Genomic DNA, 19,865 nt, shown 5'->3' on the forward strand with positions numbered 1-19,865 from the left:
CCGTCTGGCGCAGCCGGATGTCCGTACTGTGTCGGCTGTGGCGGTTGTATCGTCACGCAAGGGTGCCAAGATGTCTGGCATGAATAATCACAACGACACAAACCAGGGTTCGGTGCTGCGTTTTGGCCCCTACGCCTTTCATGTGCGCCAGCGTCTGGTCCTTGAAGGAGAGCAGCCGCTGCGCATGGGCGGGCGCGCCATGGACATTCTGCAGGTGCTGCTCGATAACGCGGGCGAGGTTGTCAGCAAAGAGCAATTGATTGCTCAAGTGTGGCCGACGTCGATCGTCGAAGAGATCAATCTTCGGGTGCACATTGCGGCATTGCGGCGCGCACTGCGCGACGGCACCAACGGGCAGCGTTACATCGTTCACGTGGCGCAATGCGGCTACAGTTTTGTCGCCCCGGTGCAGCGGCACACAAGTGATGCGCTGCCCACGCCCGTCGCCGCGCTCACGCCTGTGCACAATCTTCCGGCACGACTGACGCCAGTCAGCGGGCGCGATGCCTTGGTCGGTAGTCTGGTTCGACAAATGCCGGTGTGCCGCTTGATGACAATTACCGGTGCGCCGGGAGTGGGCAAAACCACTGTGGCATTGCGCGTGGCGGAATTGCTGCTGCAGTACTTTCGCGATGGCGCCTGGTGGGTCGACCTTGCCGGCGTCGAAGATGACATTCCATTGCTCGAGCACCTGTTGCGCACCCTGAACACGGACTTTTTCACCCTGACCGGCCGGCACGCCTTGTTAATAATGGATAACTGCGACCACCAGCGCGACAGCTGCGCGGCTCTGGTAGAAACCCTGTTGCATGCTGCGCCCGGCCTGTCGATTCTGGTCAGCGCCCGCGAAGCCTTGCACGTCGCTCAGGAGACCGTGCATTACGTCCCGCTGTTGGCGATTCCCAAGCGCTCGGCATTGAACACCGTCGAAGAAGCCATGGGCTATCCGGCGGTGCAGTTGTTCGTCAATCGCGCGCGGGCGCGGCAGCATGGCTTCACTTTGCGTGTACAGGATTTGCCAGGCGTGCGCGAGATCTGCCGTCAACTGGACGGTCTGCCGCTGGCGATCGAACTTGCGGCGGCGCAGATCGATGCGTTGGGCTTGATCGGCTTACAGGCCCAGGTTGAAAACGGTCTGCAGTTGCTTGGCCAAGGCCGGCGCACCGCGGAACCGCGCCATCAGTCGATGGCTGCTGCTATCGATTGGAGCTATCAATGCCTGACAGAAATGGAGCAGCAAGTGCTGCTGCGTCTGTCGGTGTTCAGCACGGGCTTTACTCTGGAGGCCGCACTGAGCGTGATCAGCAGCGTGGATCTGGCCGGCTCCAGGCTGAGCGCGATAATCGAAGGGTTGGCACGCAAATCGTTGCTGATCCAGCAACCGATCCATGCAACGGTCCGCTATTGGATGCTCAACACCGTGCGTCGCTATGCTCGTGATCAATTCGAGCGCAGCGACGACAAGCTCGAACTGGACCATCGCCATGCGCGCTATCTCAGCCGAACGCGCAATGCGTCAGGCCGGGCACTGGTCGCGCAGGCGGTCGAGTAGCCGGCGTACTTTGCACAAGTCCGGAGTGGCGTAGCCTTCGGTGAAGCGCTGGTAGATCGGGTTAAGCAGATCCAGGGCATCGCGGTAGCGCGACTGGCGGTGCCATAACTCTGCGAGGTCCGTGGCGCTGCGCAGTTCCCAGGCCAGCGCGCCTTGGCTTCTGGCGATGGTCAAGGCTTGTTGCAGGGTTTGTTCGGCTTCTCGGGTTTCAGCGGTGTCCGAGAGGGCCGATTCGCGAGCCCGCTCGCGAAGGGGCTTCTCTGAACCCATCAACAGTGCCGCCGCGCGCGCGCGCAATATCTCTGCCGCACTCCAACCCGCATCGCCATTGCGCGCTCGCTCAACCAATGCGTCATCCACGAAACGTTCATCCAGCGTAACCATCACCTCCCGGATCAGCCCGCTGCTTTGCGCTGACACGGGCGCGGCATTGTCAGGATCAATGACCTGCGCGTAATGCCGGCCCCAATTATTGAACAGCAACACCGAATGCTTCTGCGACTGCTCCAGCAGCAGCTGCAGCAGCGCGCGGGCGCTTTCGCGGTCGCCGTTGTAATGAGCGATCAGGCAACTGGCCAGTGCCAGGGTGTAGCAGATCGAGGTGCCGTGGTTGATCTGCACGGCGATGTCCAGCGCCTGCCGTGCCGCGCGCCATGCCTGTTCGGGCAGACCTTGCAGCCACAGCACCCGTGCCAGCACCGTCAACGAGGCTACGCTCTGGTCGTATTGCACGCCGAAACCATGAGTGAAACGATTGAGATGGCCGCTGTGGGCCATGCGTTGCAGCACTTGCTCGGCATGCGCGCGCGCCTGCGGTTGGTCGCCGGCGTAATGCAGGGCCAGCACGCGCAAGCGATGTGTGCTCAGCGAGAGCAGTGGCTCGCCGTGTACGCCGATGCGGTCGAATTGCTCACTCTGGGCCAACGCCATGCGGTAATGCCCGCAACTCAGATTGACCGCCATGTGCCCCGATATCGCACGCAACTGACCAGCCAGATCGCCCTGTTCTTCGGCCAATTGGCAGGCATCGATGAAGGCCTGGATGGTTTGTGGCGTACCGCCCCAGGTGTGATAGCTGGCACTGCCGAGCGCCAGTTTCAAGGCGATTTGCAGGCGAGGGCAGGGCGCGGTCGTTTCCTCAAGCAGGCTTAGTGCGCGGCGCACATAGCGGCTGTAATCGCGCAGCAGCGACAGTTCCTGCCACAACGGCGCCGAAGCGGCTGCCAGTTGAACGCCCAGCTCATCCGGTCCCGGCCCATTGAGGCTCCAGTCCAGCGCCGCACGCAAATCTTCCAGACCCCGGGCATAGCGCTCCAGCCACAGCACGGTCGGGGTGTTGTCCCAATCCGCTTGTGCCTGCTGCATCAAGGTCAGGCAACGCTCGGCGTGGCGTCGGCGGGTTGCACTGAGCTCATCGGCCTGTTCGAGTTTTTCCAGTGCATAGTGGCGGGTGGTGTCGAGCAAGCGGTAGAAAACATCTTCGTCGCCCACTTCGACGCTAAGCAGGGATTTGGCCACCAATTGCGTGATTGCGTTGAATACTGCGCCGGGATCGATCTGTTGGCCGATGACCACTGCCGCCGCTGAGGCGAGAGTGAAGCTGCCGCGGAAAATGCCCAGACGGCGCAGACAGGTTTGCTCACAGACGTTGAGCAGGTTGAAACTCCAGTCCATTGTTGCGCGCAGGGTCAGGTGGCGCTCGGCGCTGCTGTGGTGGCTGGCTGAGAGCGGCGGCAAACCCTCGCGCAACTGTTTGAGCAATCCGTCCATGCCCAATTCGCTGACCTGCGCGGCGGCGAGTTCCAGTGCCAGCGGAATACCGTCCAGGCGCTGGCAGATCTCGATCGCTTGCGGCAGCTCGGCGTGGCTCAGTTGAAAGCTTTCCCGCGCCGCCGTGGCGCGTTCGACGAACAATTGCAGCGCAGCAAAGCCCAGCGCCTGGGCCGGCTCCATCGCGGTCGACATGGACGGGCATTCGAGTGATTCCAGACGCTGCACGAACTCGCCCTCGGCACGCAGGCTCTCGCGGCTGGTCGCGAGGATATGCACCCTGGGCGCGCCACGCAGAATCTGCTCGCTGAGCGATGCGACCGCATCGATCAGGTGCTCGCAGTTGTCGATCACCAGCAGCATCTGCCGTTCACGCAGGCCATCGACCAGGCAAGCCTGCGCATCGCCTTCAGGCGCGGACAGATCGAGCAGCGTCGCCAGATGCGAGCCGATCAGTGCGGGATCGGCGATGGGCGCCAGATCTACCAGGCGGATGCCGTCGCGATACTGGCCGATCAATTGTTCGGCGACACGCAGGGCGACGGTGGTCTTGCCAATGCCGCCGGGGCCGACCAGGGTGATGCAGCGTCGGCGCGGCAGTTGCGCAATCAAATGATCGACCACGGGCTGGCGGCCGATCATTCGCGTGCGACGCAGCGGCAGGTTGTGCCTGGCGACGGGCATTGCAGGCTTTTGTTCGATGCTGTCGAGCACAATCGGTGCGACAAAGCTGTAGCCGCGCTGCGCCACGGTGACGATGTAGCGCTGTCCGTTCTGTCCGTCGCCCAGCGCCTTGCGCAGCGCCGCCATGTGCACGCGCAGGTTGATGTCTTCAACGACACTGTCTGGCCAGACGCCAGCCATCAGTTGCTGTTTGCTCACCACTTCGCCGGCGTGGGCCAGCAAAATCAGGAGGATGTCCATCGCCCGCCGTCCCAGGCGCAAAGGCTGTTGGCCTTCAATCAGCAGTCGTTGCCCGGGATGAATCCGATAGGGGCCAAACGCAATGGCCTGATTCGGGGAAAAGCTCAACAGCGCGCTCCTGCGGTAATGCGGCGAACAGGGCGAACCAGTGCCTGGCGCGTGCGCAGGCCGTCTGATCCGGGGTGTCCGGGCATAATCCTCAGGTTTGAGCATCAGTGCAACGGGTGGCGTAACGGCAGCAGTCAAAACACCGCAGGCTGCGCTGCGTTGTTTTTCGGTTTGCCCATGACTCGACAGCGCCAGGCGAACGGATTGATCCCCTCGCTGCGGGTGAACATGTGGCAGAAGTGTGCCTGATCGCAGAACCCGCATTCCAGGCTGATTTGCGTCAGGCTGAGGTCGGTGTGCTGGATCAGCAGCTTGGCCCGGGCCAGACGCTGGGCGCGAATCCAGTCCTGTGGCGACAGGCCGGTGCTGCACTTGAACGCGCGGGAGAAATGACTGCGTGACAGCGAACAGGCGCGGGCCAGTTCAGCTACTTCGAGACTTTCGCCCAAGCGATCGAGAATCAACTGTTTGATCTGGCGTTCGCGCTGTGGACTGAGTCCGCCAGTCGCGTTTTTACGCGGTTCGCAGGCAGGGGCGAGGGCGACGGTTTGCTGTGGATAAGCCATGGCCTAGGTCCGTGTCGGTGGGGAAGGCACGGTCGGCGCATTCCCTCAGGTCAAAAAAGCAACGCTGCGCAGAGGACTTCATTGTTGGGCGAGGGCGTAAGCCTGACGAGTTAATCGTTGTTAATTTCATGGCTCGGGCTGGAACTCAGCACATCCTTGCAAGTCAGCGCCTGGCACTTTGCGCGACGATGTCGATAAAGCGCGGCCGCCGTCGGCCAGGTTCAAGGGGAATGCAATGAAAGTCTTGGTGAAAGCAGCGACGACCGTGGCGGTCATGCTGGCGATGTCCGGCGCGATGGCGCAGGCGCCGCAGGTGGGCACTCAAGCGCCGGGTTACTTCCGGCTGGCCGTGGGCGATTACGAAGTCACCGCGTTGTTCGACGGTTACAACGATTTGTCGCCGAAGTTGTTGCAGGGCATGAGCCAGAGCCAGATTCGCGCGCTCCTCGCCCGCCGTTCGATTGAAACCCCAGGGGTGCAGACCGCGTTCAATGCGTTCCTGGTCAACACCGGCAGACAGCTGATTCTGGTGGATACCGGCGCCGGGCAGTGCATCGGCGCCACCGCCGGGCAGCTTTCGGCCAACATGCAGGCCGCCGGCTACAAGCCTGAGCAGGTCGACACGATTCTCTTGACGCACCTGCACCTCGATCACGTCTGTGGTCTGGTCGATGCAGAGAAAAAACCGCTGTTCGCCAACGCCACCGTGTATGCGGCCAAGGCCGAGGCCGATTACTGGCTTGATCCTGCTGCACTGGCCAAGGCTCCGGCCGGCGCCAAGGAGTTTTTCAAAATCGCCCAGGATTCCACCGCAGCCTACGTTGCTGCCGGTCGCTTCAAGACTTTCGCCCCCGGGCAGTCGCCGCTGCCAGGCTTGGTCGAAGCCACCCTCGAAGCCGGGCACACGCCGGGCAGCACGACGTACCGCTTCACCTCGCAGCAGCAGAGCATCGTGTTCATGGGCGATCTGGTGCACAACCTGGCGGTGCAGTTTTTGCACCCGGAAGTGTCGATCGGTTTTGACGTCAACAGTCAGCAAGCGATCAGCAGTCGTCAGGCCGTGTTCAGTGCCGCGGCAGCAAGCAAGACCTGGGTGACCGCAGCACATCTGCCGTTTCCGGGCATCGGCCACATCACCGCCGAGGGCAAACATTTCCAGTGGGTACCGGTGGAGTACGGCCCGTACAAACGCGCGGCGAAAGTGCCATTGATCGAGTAAAGTGCCCAGCGCCAGTGGCAAAAAGCGTCTGACACCGATAAGGAAACCACGCCCATGAACCGTAACGATCTGCGCCGCGTCGACATGAACCTACTGGTGATTTTCGAAGCGCTGATGTTCGAAAAGAACCTGACCCGCGTTGCCGAAAAACTGTTCATGGGCCAGCCCGCGGTCAGTGCGGCGCTGGGGCGCTTGCGCGATCTGTTCGACGACCCGTTGCTGCTGCGCAACGGTCGCGGCATGGAGCCGACGGCGCGGGCGCTGGCGATCCTCAAGGAGCTGCAACCGGCGATGGACGTGATTTCCGGTGCGGTCAGCCGCGCCAAGGAATTCGAACCGGCGAGCAGTTGCGACGTGTTCCGCATCGGTCTGTCGGACGACGCCGAGTTCGGTCTGTTTCCACCGCTGTTGCGCCAGCTCCAGCAGGAGGCGCCGGGAATTGTCGTGGTGGTGCGCCGCGCCAACTATCTGTTGATGCCGGCGTTGTTGGCTTCGGGGGAAATCTCCGTGGGTGTCAGCTACACCACGGATCTGCCCGCCAACGCCAAGCGCAAGAAGCTGCGCGACATCCCCTGCAAAGTGCTGCGCGGCGATGATCGTCCGGGGCCGCTGACGCTGGACGAATATTGCGAGCGTCCGCACGCGATGGTGTCGTTCTCGGGTGACCTGAGCGGCAATATCGACCTCGATCTGGCGAAGATCGGCCGCTGCCGCCGGGTGGTTCTCGGTGTGCCGCAATTCAGTGGCTTGCGTGCCTTGCTCGCCGGTACCGAGATGATCGCCACCGTGCCGGATTACGCGGCCTGTGCACTGGTCGAAGGCTGCGCCCTGCGTGCCGAAGATCCGCCATTCCCGATTGATGCCGCGCAGTTGTCGATGGCGTGGAGCGGGGTGCACGACAACGACCCGGCGGAGAAGTGGCTACGCTCGCGCATCAGCCAGTTCATGGCGGCACCGCTGGACATACCGTCACCTTGAGCCCTCCGTTCGTCGGAAACTGCTCTGCACCTGTCAGATGTGACAGGTGACGATTTACTGTTTCTGGCTGTTAATCACTCCGTCGCCTAATCCCTCGGCAGGAGTGTTTTGTCATGCTTTTGAAACTCAAGAAACACGTCGCAACGCTGGCACTTCCTGAGCCGGATATCACCGGTCGCATGCTTCCCATCCTTCCCTCGGGAGAGTGGGGGATCAATCGGGCCGCGGCGCAAGGGGTCTATCCGGACGATGGATTGCAGGTCTACCTCAGCCCATGGACGACCAAGAATAAAGGCGACCTGGTGGTGCTCAGGAAAGGCTCTGTCGAGGTGGATCGGTACATCATTCGTGATCAATCAGAATCTGATCAGCGTGCGACCCTGTTCGTTGCTCCACGGCATCTTGCTTCGGGATCCCATGAAATCGACTATTGGGTAAAGCGTTTAGGCCTGGATCCCGCCGAGACGTATGCGCCGCCATTGAAAATATTCGTCAAGCTGGAAATTCCCGGCGGACAGGATACGGAGGAGGGGCCGGGGCATTCCAATCTATACATGTTCATCCCGCCGGAGTTCGTCTCTGGTGGAGTTGACAGCGGGAACGCTCCGCCGAAGGAGGATCCGGATGATCCGGATCCGACAGTAGGTTTGCCTATCGTCATTCGAAACGCATCCGGTAGCGGCGAACCCTATCCTGGTATTGCGGTGGGCGACCAAGCTGAGCTCAGTTGGGGGGGCATTCTGATCTTGTCCGACCCGGTGACGGCGGAGCAAATCAGTGATCCGGTGAAGAATCCCATCACTGTTTACGTCAAGCGGGCAGTTATAGAAAAGGCAGGTGATACCGATGAGGTGGGCCTGGCCGTGAGCTTTCGCGTGCGGGATATCGTCCACAATTATTCGGAGGACTGGTGTAGAGAAACCCGGATCAGGGTTTCGCTCAACACCAATCGGCTGGTTGCCCCTATTGCCAAGGATGCGCTCAACAATGTCCTGGACCTTGACCGGTTGGGTGATAAAAACGTCGTTGTTCAGGTCTGGGCAACTTCGAGCGAATTCAAACATCAGGACTGGATTGAAGTAAAAGTCAGCGGTACCACAGTGGACAGTCAAACCGTCACGTTCACTGCGCCCAGGCAGGAGGTCGACAATCTTCCCCACACCTATGAATTCGATTTCGAAAATGCCGATCTGCGCAGGCTTGTCGGAACCCAGGTGATTTTTTCTTATGAGGTCAAGCGTGAAGGAACTTCCGATCTGCAATCCAAAGGTCAGTTCGTGCAAGTCAACGGTGAGGCCACGCGCCTGGATGCCCCTGTTGCTGAGGATGAAAACCAGGGTGCCATTGAACCTGACCTGGCATATACCCGGGTTCTGATTCGCTCTGATTCGCTGTTCAACTATGGCGATGCGTTTGAACTGGTGTGGTTCGGTAAACGTTCGGAAGGCAGCGTCTATGTCCCGGAATTCGAAAGGTATATACCGAGCCGGGAGGAAATCGCCGACCCGATCGGTTTTTTCCTCACTGTCGAAGGCTTGCACTTGAAGTCCATTGAGGGCGGAACACTGGTGTTGTCATATGTCCATCTGAGTGTGGATGGGAACGGCGCCATTGTCAGGCGTGTGTCACGTCCCGCGGCAACGCTGAGCGTGGGCGAGCCAAAATTCGAGCTGGTTAAACCGATCGTGCTCGGAGAAAGCAATGGCTCACTGGAGCCTGCTGATTTACCCAACGGCGTTGGTCAGCTGACTGTTCCCAAACCCATCGTCACACCGACGAAACGCGGCGATAAGGTGACTTACAAATGGGATGGGGAACAATCAGGCAAGACCGGCGACTCCATCGACATTACTGCGCTCAACGAGAACAGCGACGTGCCATTCCGGCTCAGCGACAAGTTTGTGGCCGAGCATATCGAGCCCAATCGCGGTGCCACGATCACGGCCAGTTACGAAATCTGGCGCAAAGAAACTGACACGATCAGTTATTCCAACCCCCTCGTGTTCTCCGTCGGCGAGTCCACGCAATTGCTGGATCCGGCCCGCGTTGTGCAGGCGGCCGATGACATACTCGATCCGGCCAATACTCCAGACGGAGCGACAGTCGAGATACCGGCCAATGATCCCGAGAATGCCGGCGATCACTTCTATATGACCTGGACATCATCGGATGGAGTGGTCAATCACACCGATGACAAAGCGGTCAGTGGCAACAACAAGGGCAAGCCGATCGAGTTCACTGTTGACCTGTCCGTTGTGCAGGCCAGCTTGAACAAAAAAGTGACTATCGATTATCGGGTCGAGTTGTTTGACGGCGGCGAGGCCGACGGCAAACCTTATGACTTCAACGTGCAAGCGCAAGAGATCCGGCTACCGGTTGCCACCTTCAGGGAAGCCACGGGGGCGCAGAAGGATCAGTTGAACCCGGACGATGTCTACCCCAGCGGCGCGACGGTGGTGATCCCGGCCACCGCGCAATTGAAGACCGACGATGAAGTTACCGTGACCGTGGTCGGTAAAACCACCACTCCTTACACCCACAGGGTTCTGGCAGCAGAGGCCGACAAAGAACTCAGCGTGGTCAAGGTGGCCCATACGGTCATCAGCGCCAACCTCGATGACAGCATCGCGTTGAGTTATGAGGTCAAGCGCAAGGCGGGAGGGACCGATGGCCCGTCGACGCCGACGGTTTACGATGTCCGCCGGGTTATTGGCAGCGGTACCTTGAAGATCATGGGCGCGCGCTATAACCGCAGTACTTATCGCGCGTCCAGTGCCACGCGTGTGCTGAGCGCATTCAACGCCACCACGGGGCAGCCGCTGCAAGCGCAGTGGAAGTACGCTTCGGACACAGAGTGGATGACCGCTGCCATCTGGCGCGACACCGCACCGCAGCAGCTGCTGCAGGTGCGCACTGCCGATGATCTGGTCACGCTCAACTCGGCGAATATCATTGGCAACGGGATCGACACCACGGTCACTGGTTTCGCTGCCTTCGTCGCTCACCGGGATGTCGGGGATGTCGCCGGTTGGGGCAACGCTGCTTACGGCGCCGATATTCCTCCGACCATTATCACCATGGATGACATCGTTGAGGTGAGCTGCACGCGCAGCGCTTATGCGGCTCGCCGCGCCAATAGTGCAGTTGTCGCCTGGGGAACCGCCGCCGAGGGCGGAAGCATGAGCGGTATAGATCCGCTGGGTTTTGTCGAAGTCATCGGTAATGCGACTGCGTTCACCGGGTTGAAGACGACCGGGCAGGTGGTTGCCTGGGGCACACCTGACGATGGAGGTAGTATTCCCATAGAGATCAGCGCGCTGACGGATATTGTACGAGTGGTGGCGGCGGGTCAGGCTTTTGCAGCAAAACGATCCGCCGGGAATGTTGTGGCTTGGGGCTTGGCGGCAAATGGTGGGGTGGTTCCCGGTGAAATTGCAGGCCTCACCGATATCGACAATCTGATCGGCAGCTATGGTGCCTTTGCCGCGCATCGTGGCAATGGGCGACTTGTCGGCTGGGGCGACGCCACCTATGGCGGCGTTGTGCCGGCTGAAATTGCATCTCTGACCGACATCATCGAATTGAGCTGCGCCAATGCGCAGGCCTTCGCTGCAAGGCGTGCCACCGGGCAGGTGGTGGCGTGGGGAACGGCCGCGTATGGCGGGACGATCGACGCGCTGATTGGCGGGCTCACGGACATTGTCGAGGTCAGTTCCACTTGGCGCGCATTCGCAGCGCGCCGAGGCAACGGTCATGTAGTGGCATGGGGCACTCCCGCGGAGGGTGGTCTGGTGCCTGCCGAAATCGCGGCGCTCGATGACATTGTTCAGGTGTGTGGTTCCTCCATGGCTTTCGCCGCGTTGCGCAAGAACGGCACAGTGGTCGCCTGGGGGGATGCGACCGTAGGTGGCGACACCTCGACGGTTGTCACCGAGCTGACTCAGGTACAAGCGCTATACGACAACACTCATGGATTTACTGCGCTCACCGCTGACGGCCGCGTCGTGACCTGGGGACATGCCGATGGCGGCGGGGACAGCAGCGCCGTACAGGAGCGGCTGAGGGGCAAGGTTTCTTATCACGCTACACCGACCTCCAGAGGCCGGGCACTTCTGGCCAGTCGCTGGGCCGAGCTGAATACCGAGCGATGAACGCTTGCCCCTGAGCCTTGCTTCAACCCGGGAACACGGCGCTCGACCGAGCGCCGTGTGAGGTCTCACCATGCACAAAACAACAAACATCCCGCTCAAACCGTCAGTAGACGAAGCGGAGAACGATGTACTCGATCCTGCAAATATTCCGGCCAAAGGCGTGACTGTCAGAATCAAACCTTATGACGGCATGGCCTACCGTGATTATGTGTAAAGGACACGTATTGGCAGGGCCTCGGGGTTAGCGCGACTCAAGTGAAGCGGTGCGTCATTCAAAGTATTTTTTGACTGACCTGACGCCTTCGCGAGCAGGCTCGCTCCCACCTTTGTTTGTCGTTGGCGGCAGACGATCTGGGCATGGAAAGCAACTAAGCACACCCATCCAATTTCTCCCGCCCCGGCCTTGGCATCATTCCCTCAATGACATTCAAAGGGTCGGGTCATGATTGCTACGAGGGATGAACAGGCACGCGACATCGGGTTGCTGTTCCTGCGGGTCAGCGGCGGGTTGTTTCTGTTGTGGGTACACGGCTTGCCCAAGCTGCTGGACTTCACCGCGCAACTGCAACTGATCGAAGATCCGTTCCACCTCGGCGCCCACCTGACCCTGATCCTGGCGATCTTCGCCGAAGTCCTCTGCCCCCTACTGATCGTCGCCGGCGTGCTGGCGCGATTGGCCTGCTTGCCTATTCTCTTTGTGCTGCTGGTGGCGTTGCTGGTCGTACATCCGCAATGGAGTGTGGCTGAAGGGCAGTTCGGCTGGTTGCTGTTGATTCTTTTCACCACTGTATTGATCGCCGGGCCTGGACGGCTGGCGATTCCTGTTCGTTTGCCCGGAGTGCTGCGTTATGCCTGAAGTCCTTAATCAACAAGCACCGGGGGCCGATGAGACTGTCACGTTGATCATCAAACACTCGGTCAAGGCCGGTTTCGAATCAGCGTATGAAGCGTGGCTGCGCAACATCGTGCGCGTTGCCGGGCAGCGCGAAGGGCATCTGGGTGTGGACGTGGTGCGTGGCAAGCGCGGGCGTCTGGATTTTTACACCTGCGTGCTGCGCTTCAGCTCCACCGAGGCCATGCAGGGTTGGCTGGAATCCTCCGAGCGTCAGGCGCTGGTCGCCGAAGCTGCGCCGATGCTGGCCGACGGTGATCAGACTGAAGTCGCCCCGGTCAACGAGTTCTGGTTCTCCCCCCTGGCCGATGCCGCTTCGCCGCCGCCGCGCTGGAAGCAGGCCGTGGTTTCGCTGCTGGTGATTCTGCCGCACACCTTGCTGGTGCCGCTGATCTGGGGGCCGCTGCTGGCGCTGCATCCGCTTCTGTCCAACTACGTGGTCGCCACGTTCCTGATCACCCTGACCATCGTCCTCTCGGTGGTGTACGTGGTAATGCCGCCGGTCACCCGATTGTTCACCCCGTGGCTGGAAGCCAGCCAGGCCCATGAACACCTCGATTCCCAAGAAACCTCGCCGCGTTGAGCGGGGTTTGCTTCTTTTCACTTTTGCTTGAGGAACTGCGATGAGCGCCGATCTGATTTTATTCAATGGCCAATTTCATACCGTAGACCGGGAAAAACCACTGGCCAGCGCCGTGGCAATCAAGGACGGCCGCTTCGTTGCCGTCGGTAACGATGCCGAGGCCATGGCCCTCAAGGGCAGCGCCACGCAAGTGGTCGACATGAAAGGCCGCTGCGTCATCCCTGGCCTCAACGACTCGCACTTGCACCTGATTCGCGGCGGTTTGAATTACAACCTCGAACTGCGCTGGGAAGGCGTGCCGTCGCTGGCCGACGCGCTGCGCATGCTCAAGGATCAGGCCGATCGCACACCGACCCCGCAGTGGGTGCGCGTGGTCGGTGGCTGGAACGAATTCCAGTTCGCCGAAAAACGCATGCCGACCCTGGAAGAAATCAACCAGGCGGCGCCGGATACCCCGGTGTTCATCCTGCACCTCTACGACCGTGCGCTGCTCAACCGCGCCGCTCTGCGCGTGGCCGGTTACACCCGCGACACGCCGAACCCGCCAGGTGGCGAGATCGTCCGTGACAGCAACGGCAACCCGACCGGCATGCTGGTTGCGCGGCCGAACGCGATGATTCTCTACTCGACACTGGCCAAGGGGCCGAAGCTGCCGCTGGAATATCAGGTCAACTCGACCCGCCAGTTCATGCGCGAACTCAATCGCCTCGGCCTGACCAGTGCGATCGACGCCGGCGGTGGTTTCCAGAACTATCCGGACGATTACCAAGTGATCGAGCAACTGGCCAAAGACGACCAGTTGACCGTGCGCATCGCCTACAACCTGTTCACCCAGAAGCCGAAAGAAGAGCTGACCGACTTCCAGAACTGGACCGGCAGCGTCAAATTGCATCAGGGCGACGACTACCTGCGTCACAACGGTGCCGGCGAGATGCTGGTGTTCTCCGCCGCCGACTTCGAAGACTTCCTCGAACCGCGCCCGGACCTGCCACAGACCATGGAGCAGGAGCTGGAGCCGGTGGTGCGCCACTTGGTCGAGCAGCGCTGGCCGTTCCGTCTGCACGCCACGTACAACGAATCGATCAGCCGCATGCTCGACGTGTTCGAGAAGGTCAATCGCGACATTCCGTTCAATGGTCTGCCGTGGTTTTTCGACCACGCCGAAACCATCACCCCGCAAAACATCGAGCGCGTGAAGGCGCTGGGCGGCGGCATCGCGATTCAGGATCGCATGGCGTTCCAGGGCGAATACTTCGTCGATCGCTACGGCAAAAAAGCCGCGGAAGCCACGCCACCGATCAAGCGCATGCTCGCTGAAGGCGTGCCGGTTGGCGCCGGCACCGACGCCACGCGCGTATCGAGCTACAACCCGTGGACCTCGCTGTACTGGATGGTCAGCGGCCGCACTGTTGGCGGTCTGGCCCTGTATGAAGAAGGTCTGCCACGCAGCACCGCGCTGGAACTGTTCACCCACGGCAGCGCCTGGTTCTCTTCGGAGCAGGGCAAGAAGGGCCAGATCCGCGTCGGTCAACTGGCTGACCTGGCGGCGCTGAGCGCGGACTTCTTCAGCGTCGAAGAAGAAGCGATCAAGTGGATCGAGTCGGTGATGACCGTGGTCGGCGGCAAGATTGTCTACGCCGCCGGCGACTTCGAAGACCTTGGCCCGCGTTCGATTCCGGTGCTGCCGGACTGGTCGCCGGTGGTCAAGGTTCCGGGCCACTGGCGCCCGAACTCGCCACTCCAGGCGCAGGTTCACCAGTGCAGCGGGCCGTGCGCCGTGCACACCCACAGCCATGAAAAAGCGCGGATGTCGAATGCACCGGTCAGCGACTTCGCCGGTTTCTGGGGCGCGTTCGGCTGTTCCTGCTTCGCGTTCTGAGTTCGAAAAAAGCGCCGGTCATCAGGGCCGGCGCTTCACGCAACAACCATCCATCCAGGAGTTTTGCCATGAGCGTTCCTTACAAGCGTCTGAACAAAGATGATGCCGTCGTCCTGCTGGTCGATCACCAGACCGGTCTGATCTCGCTGGTGCAGGATTTCTCGCCGAACGAGTTCAAGAACAACGTGCTGGCACTGGGTGACATCGCCAAGTTCTTCAAGCTGCCGACCATTCTGACCACCAGCTTCGACGCAGGTCCGAACGGCCCGATCGTGCCTGAGCTGCTCGAGCAATTCCCCGACGCGCCGTTCATCCAGCGCCCAGGCCAGATCAACGCCTGGGACAACGAAGACTTCGTCAAAGCGATCAAGGCCACCGGCCGCAAGCAACTGATCATCGCTGGTGTCGTGACCGACGTCTGCGTAGCTTTCCCGACCCTGTCGGCGATTGCTGAAGGCTTCGAAGTGTTCGTCGTGACCGATTCGTCGGGTACCTTCAATACCACCGTGCAACAAGCGGCGTGGGCGCGGATGTCCGCCGCCGGTGCCCACCTGATGAACTGGTTCGCTGTGGCTTGCGAGCTGCAGGGCGACTGGCGCAACGACATGGAAGGCCTGGCGCACCTGCTGTCCGAGCGTCTGCCTAACTATCGCAACCTGATCAACAGCTACACCAAGTTCACCGCCAAGTAATTTGGTCGAACGTCAAAAGCCCCTCACCCTAGCCCTCTCCCGGAGGGAGAGGGGACTGACGGCGTTGTTTGCTAGAGTTGCATGGACCTGCGATACCGAGCCGAGCTCCGCTCTTGAAACGCATGGAGATCGGCTCCCTTTCCCCCTCGCCCCCCTTGGGGGGAGAGGGCTGGGGTGAGGGGGGTAAGCTCTTGATTTTCAAGCCCTCGAATCAGCGCTTCTGCAACCAACCCAAGAACCCGCCTTTTTTCACCGCCACCGGTTTGGCCATCAACGCGAGGCGACTGTTCTGCTGACGTACCGCCTGCAACTTGTTCAAGGCCCGGCCGACTTCGCTGCGCTTGTCCATGCACTCACGGGTCAACTGCTTGTCGAGGCGATAGATGATGCTCGACGTCAGCGCCGTGAACGTCGCCTGCGACGGCGTATCGGCAAGGATGCTCTGCTCACCCATGACTTCGCTCGGCCCCATGCGGCCGGCCTCGGTCTGACCATTGCCGTCCGGCACCGTCGCGCTGACCACGCCCGTGGCAATCACGAACAGGCTGTCCGGCACTTCGTCCAGATCCAGCACCACCTGACCCGCCGTGTACTGTTGCGCAACCATCGACTCAGCGAGGCGATCGCGTTCTTCACTGCTCAGCGAGCGGAAAATCTTCACTTCATCCAGCAACGCACGAGCACGGCTCGACGGTTCGATTACGCCGTCGGGATGGCGCGAAATGCCCGCCGCTTCGAGATGGCGGTGGGCGAGATCGAACAGCTGATTGCGCACTTCGCTCTTCTTGCCCAGCTCGGCAATGAAACCGCTGGCGACGTACTCGGACATGGTTTCGCCCGCGTCTTTGAGCACGGCTTTCGGCGCTGGGCTGAGCAACAGCGAACTGCTGCCCTGCAAGGTGCGATCGAGGGCATCGAGCACCCGTCGCGGGCGAATGTGGTTGGGCACCTGGATGCTGATCGACACGCCGTGCATGTTGCTCGGCCGACTGAGGTTGACGATCTTCGCCTTGGCCGCCACCGAGTTCGGTACCACCGCCATGGTGCCGGCGCTGGTCAGCAGGTGCGTGGCGCGCCAGTCGATATCGAAGACCTTGCCTTCGACGCCGTCGATCATCACCAGATCGTCCACCTGATAGGGCTTGGTGGTGTTGAGGACGATGCCGGAAAACACATCGGCGAGAGTGCTCTGCAGGGCCAGACCGACAACGATGGCGACCACCCCGGAGGTGGCCAGCAGGCCTTTGACTGGCAGCTCCAGCACGTAGCCGGCCGCCGCAACAATGGCGACCAGAAACACCAGCGCGCCGATGACGTCCTGCAGCAAGCGACCGCTGTGACCGATGCGGCGCATCAGCGCCAGGCCAATCACTTCGGTCAGCACCCGTGCTGCGTACAGCCACCAGAGAATCCCCAGCGCCGTCGCTCCCAGTTGTGCCACACGATCATCAGCGAATATCGGAGCCTGCAACGGGCTGACACCGGCATTGATCACCAGCGCGCTGAATGCCAGAAACAGCGCCAGACGCACACCGACTCGCGGCGCGCGATGGGTGAAGGGCGAGAAATGCCAGAGTGCCGCGTCGAGCAGCAACAGGACGGCACTCCAGGACAGCAGGTGGGCGTAGAAAAGAGTCATGACCGGTACTCCGCGACGCTAGTGAGAAAAAAGATCGCAGCCTGCGGCAGCTCCTACCGGAAATGGTATTCCAGGGTAGGCGCTGCCGAAGGCTGCGATCTTTTGCGGTTAAGGCTGCAAGTGGGTTTTAAGTTCAGCCGCAGCCTGACGCACCGCCGCTTTGACTTCCGCAATCTCGCTCAGCGGATTGAGCAGGCCGAAGTCATGAATCATCCCGTTGTAACGCACCGAGGTCACCGGCACACCGGCTGCATCCAGATGCCGCGCATAGCCTTCCCCTTCGTCACGCAGCACGTCGAACTCGGCGGTCTGCACCAGCGCAGCGGGCAGGCCCTTGAGCTGTTCGGCGCTGGCGTTGAGCGGCGAGGCGTGGATCTGCGCACGCTCGGCCGGGTTGGTGGTGTAGTTGTCCCAGAACCACTGCATCATGCCCTTGGTGAGGAAGTGACCCTCGGCAAATTGCTGGTACGAGCCGTCGTCGAATTGCGCGTTGGTCACCGGCCACATCAGCAGTTGGAAGCGCAGCGCCGGGGCTTTCTGTTCCTTGGCCATCAACGCCACGACCGCCGCCATGTTGCCGCCGACGCTGTTGCCGGCCACCGCCAGACGCTTGCCATCGACACCGATGTCCTTGCCGTGTTCGGCCACCCATTTCGTCGCGGCGTATGCCTGATTGATCGCGGTCGGGTACTGCGCTTCCGGCGACGGCGTGTAATCGACATACACCGCCACAGCGCCGGAGCCGACCACCAGATCCCGGATCAAACGCTGATGCGTCGGGAAGTCACCCAGCACCCAGCCGCCACCGTGGAAGAACATGAACACCGGCAACTCACCTTTGACCTTGGCCGGGCGCACCACTTTCAGATTGATGGTCTGGCCGTCGACCTTGATAGCTTTGTCGCTGACTTCCACACCGGACAGATCAACCTTCACCGAAGCCTGCGCACCGGTCAGGACTGCACGGGCGTCCTTTGGGCTCAGCTGTTCCAGCGGGCGACCACCGCCAGCGGCGAGGGCGTCGAGGAATGCCTGAGTGTTGTGTTCGACGCCGGGACTGCCAGCGGCAAAAGCGCTGCTGACCGACAGGGCGAGGAGGGAGGCGGCGAGGGTTTTCTTGACGATGTTCATAGGTGGAAATCCTTTTGAATAATTTTGATTGTTTGCCTGAGTTTCGGGCTGCTGTGGCACTGGGTTTGCGGCCTCAGCAACACCGTGAGCACAGATTAATGGGCTGCTGAAAAGCGAAAAAGCGGCTATAAAGCGTTTAACTGTCCACCAGAGAGTGACAATGAACCCGTTTGAAGACATGCGTATTTTTTGCCAGGTCATGGACTCCGGCAGCTTTACCGCTGCGGCCGATCAGTTGGGCCTGTCCAAGCAGTTCGTCAGCCGCCGTCTGATGCAACTGGAAGAGCGCCTCGGGGTGCGCTTGTTGAATCGCTCGACCCGCCGCCTCGACGTCACGCCGCTGGGGCAGAGCTATTACGAATCGGCGCTGCGCCTGCTGGGTGAGGTGGAGCAGGTCGAGCAGGGCATCGCCGGCGAAACTGCCGAGCCGCGCGGCACGATCCGCCTGAGCGCGCCGCTGTCGTTTGCCGTGGCGCATCTGGGTTGTCTGTTGCCGTTGTTCTTGCAGCGGTACCGCGAGGTTACCGTCGAAGTCGACTTGAGTGATCGCCCGGTCGACTTGCTCGGCGAGGGCTACGACCTCGCCCTGCGCATCGGCGTGCTGGAAGACTCGACACTGATCGCCCGACGCATTGCCAGCATCGAACGGGTGTACTGCGCCAGCCCGGCGTACCTTGCCGAACGCGGCACGCCACTCAAACCCGAAGACCTGCACAGCCACGACTGCCTGCCTTACGGCCACGGGCGCTCAGTGCAATGGCGCTTCAACGAAGCACCGGGCAAACCGCTGCTGATCAACGTCACCGGGCGCATGCGGGTGAACAACGGCGAACTGCTGCGGGACGCGGCGGTGCAGGGGATGGGGATTACTTATCTACCGACCTTCATCGTCGGCGCAGCGCTGAAGGACGGGCGGCTGGTGCCGGTGCTGGATGATCTACGCCCGGAGCCACTGACCTTGTCGGCGGTTTATCCGCAGCATCGCCAGGCTTCGCGGCCGGTGCAGGCGCTGGTGGAGTTTTTGCGCGAGCGGCTTAACCAGAGTCATGTGAATCTTTGATAGTGGGGCCTCCTAGGCAAACGGCGTGTTATCGATCGGGCGACGTCACACCGTTTTTTCCTGCGATGTCTTTATGGATATTCCTGTCGGGTATGCAAAACGCTAAGAATCTCGATTCGATCCGTCACCTCATGAATCACTACGTAATTAGGATGTCCAACGATTTCCCGGGTGCCGGGAGATCGACCTTTACGGTAGAGATGGGGATGAACGGAGAGTGAGGTTGTGGATTCTTCGATGGATTTCGAGAGACTCACTGCGGCTGCAAAGTTTCTCTCGCCAATGTATCTGAGGATGTTTGATAGCTTTATTGCGACGGCTGGCCTAATCGCGAGCAGGCTCGCTCCCACATTGGTTTCGCGTACGGCGACTGTCCAGTGTGGGAGCGAGCCTTGCGACCGCTACAAAATTCAGGTAGCGGCGTGATTGACTACGTGCCCCGGCTGCGCATAAAGATCAATGCCCAACGCATGAATCACCTTCAACACTGTGTCAAAGCGCGGCTTCGCTCCGGGAGCAAAAGCTTTGTACAAACTTTCACGACCCATGCCTGAATTCTTGGCGATCTGCGTCATTCCTCGCGCTCTTAAAACGTAACCGATTGCGCGAAGGAATTCTTCGCTGTCTCCGTCTGCAAGCACCTGTGACAGGTACTCACTGATGGCTTCATCACTGTCGAGCAGCGCGACCATGTCGAAATTCGTCAAAGTCTGGCTCATGG

Annotated in this window: 16 protein-coding genes; 10 read left to right on the forward strand and 6 right to left on the reverse strand. The window is 60.8% G+C overall.

All coding sequences use genetic code 11. The features are described from left to right. Window positions 1-79: 79 nt before the first annotated feature. A complete protein-coding gene (locus LIS66_RS10225; protein ID WP_227974171.1) occupies window positions 80-1,552 on the forward strand; it encodes an ATP-binding protein in 1,473 nt (490 codons plus the stop codon). Here the strand turns inward: LIS66_RS10225 and LIS66_RS10230 are convergent. Next, window positions 1,517-4,354 (reverse strand): ATP-binding protein, encoded by a 2,838-nt coding sequence (locus tag LIS66_RS10230; protein ID WP_227974172.1) that lies wholly within the window; start codon window positions 4,352-4,354, stop codon window positions 1,517-1,519. The two genes, LIS66_RS10225 and LIS66_RS10230, sit on opposite strands and share 36 nt — an antisense overlap. 134 nt (window positions 4,355-4,488) lie before the next feature. Continuing rightward, window positions 4,489-4,920, reverse strand: coding sequence for a helix-turn-helix domain-containing protein (locus tag LIS66_RS10235; protein WP_042609473.1), 432 nt, complete (start codon window positions 4,918-4,920; stop codon window positions 4,489-4,491). Between the two features lie 235 nt (window positions 4,921-5,155). Here LIS66_RS10235 and LIS66_RS10240 point away from each other — a divergent pair, with 235 nt between their 5' ends. From LIS66_RS10240 to ycaC, 8 genes are all read left to right on the forward strand, one after another. Beyond that, window positions 5,156-6,139 (forward strand): MBL fold metallo-hydrolase, encoded by a 984-nt coding sequence (locus LIS66_RS10240; protein ID WP_416220747.1) that lies wholly within the window; start codon window positions 5,156-5,158, stop codon window positions 6,137-6,139. Window positions 6,140-6,193: 54 nt separating this feature from the next. Further along, entirely contained in the window at window positions 6,194-7,117 is a 924-nt protein-coding gene (locus LIS66_RS10245; protein ID WP_042609475.1) for a LysR family transcriptional regulator, read from the forward strand. A 113-nt stretch (window positions 7,118-7,230) separates the two neighbouring features. Continuing rightward, window positions 7,231-11,268, forward strand: coding sequence for a hypothetical protein (locus LIS66_RS10250; RefSeq protein WP_227974173.1), 4,038 nt, complete (start codon window positions 7,231-7,233; stop codon window positions 11,266-11,268). Window positions 11,269-11,338: 70 nt separating this feature from the next. After that, entirely contained in the window at window positions 11,339-11,482 is a 144-nt protein-coding gene (locus LIS66_RS10255) for a hypothetical protein (protein ID WP_227974174.1), read from the forward strand. 228 nt (window positions 11,483-11,710) lie between these two features. Beyond that, window positions 11,711-12,124, forward strand: a complete 414-nt coding sequence (locus LIS66_RS10260; protein WP_024012430.1) for a DoxX family protein — start codon at window positions 11,711-11,713, stop codon at window positions 12,122-12,124. Then, window positions 12,117-12,743 carry an antibiotic biosynthesis monooxygenase gene (locus LIS66_RS10265; protein ID WP_027611590.1) on the forward strand — a complete coding sequence of 209 codons (627 nt, stop codon included), beginning with the start codon at window positions 12,117-12,119 and terminating at the stop codon, window positions 12,741-12,743. The genes LIS66_RS10260 and LIS66_RS10265 overlap by 8 nt, the downstream gene beginning before the upstream one ends. A 40-nt stretch (window positions 12,744-12,783) precedes the next feature. Continuing rightward, window positions 12,784-14,622: an amidohydrolase gene (locus LIS66_RS10270; RefSeq protein ID WP_227974175.1), complete on the forward strand. Its 1,839-nt coding sequence runs from the start codon at window positions 12,784-12,786 to the stop codon at window positions 14,620-14,622. Between the two features lie 68 nt (window positions 14,623-14,690). Then, a complete protein-coding gene (gene ycaC / locus LIS66_RS10275) occupies window positions 14,691-15,314 on the forward strand; it encodes an isochorismate family cysteine hydrolase YcaC (RefSeq protein ID WP_016774080.1) in 624 nt (207 codons plus the stop codon). A gap of 211 nt (window positions 15,315-15,525) precedes the next feature. On the opposite strand, the gene LIS66_RS10280 is transcribed toward ycaC, so the two are convergent. Beyond that, entirely contained in the window at window positions 15,526-16,953 is a 1,428-nt protein-coding gene (locus tag LIS66_RS10280) for a mechanosensitive ion channel family protein (RefSeq protein ID WP_227974176.1), read from the reverse strand. Between the two features lie 108 nt (window positions 16,954-17,061). Beyond that, window positions 17,062-18,084, reverse strand: coding sequence for an alpha/beta hydrolase (locus LIS66_RS10285; protein ID WP_227974177.1), 1,023 nt, complete (start codon window positions 18,082-18,084; stop codon window positions 17,062-17,064). Between the two features lie 160 nt (window positions 18,085-18,244). Here LIS66_RS10285 and LIS66_RS10290 point away from each other — a divergent pair, with 160 nt between their 5' ends. After that, on the forward strand, window positions 18,245-19,144 hold the full coding sequence (locus tag LIS66_RS10290; RefSeq protein WP_024012435.1) for a LysR family transcriptional regulator: 900 nt from the start codon (window positions 18,245-18,247) through the stop codon (window positions 19,142-19,144). A gap of 71 nt (window positions 19,145-19,215) precedes the next feature. Here LIS66_RS10290 and LIS66_RS10295 read toward each other — a convergent pair whose 3' ends face one another. Next, window positions 19,216-19,494 carry a type II toxin-antitoxin system RelE/ParE family toxin gene (locus LIS66_RS10295; RefSeq protein WP_416220748.1) on the reverse strand — a complete coding sequence of 93 codons (279 nt, stop codon included), beginning with the start codon at window positions 19,492-19,494 and terminating at the stop codon, window positions 19,216-19,218. A 60-nt stretch (window positions 19,495-19,554) separates the two neighbouring features. Further along, entirely contained in the window at window positions 19,555-19,863 is a 309-nt protein-coding gene (locus LIS66_RS10300; RefSeq protein ID WP_042609482.1) for an addiction module antidote protein, read from the reverse strand. Window positions 19,864-19,865 lie beyond the last annotated feature (2 nt).

Origin of the sequence: Pseudomonas sp. HN2, assembly GCF_020736465.1 — a bacterium.
Taxonomy (GTDB): domain Bacteria; phylum Pseudomonadota; class Gammaproteobacteria; order Pseudomonadales; family Pseudomonadaceae; genus Aquipseudomonas; species Aquipseudomonas moraviensis_A.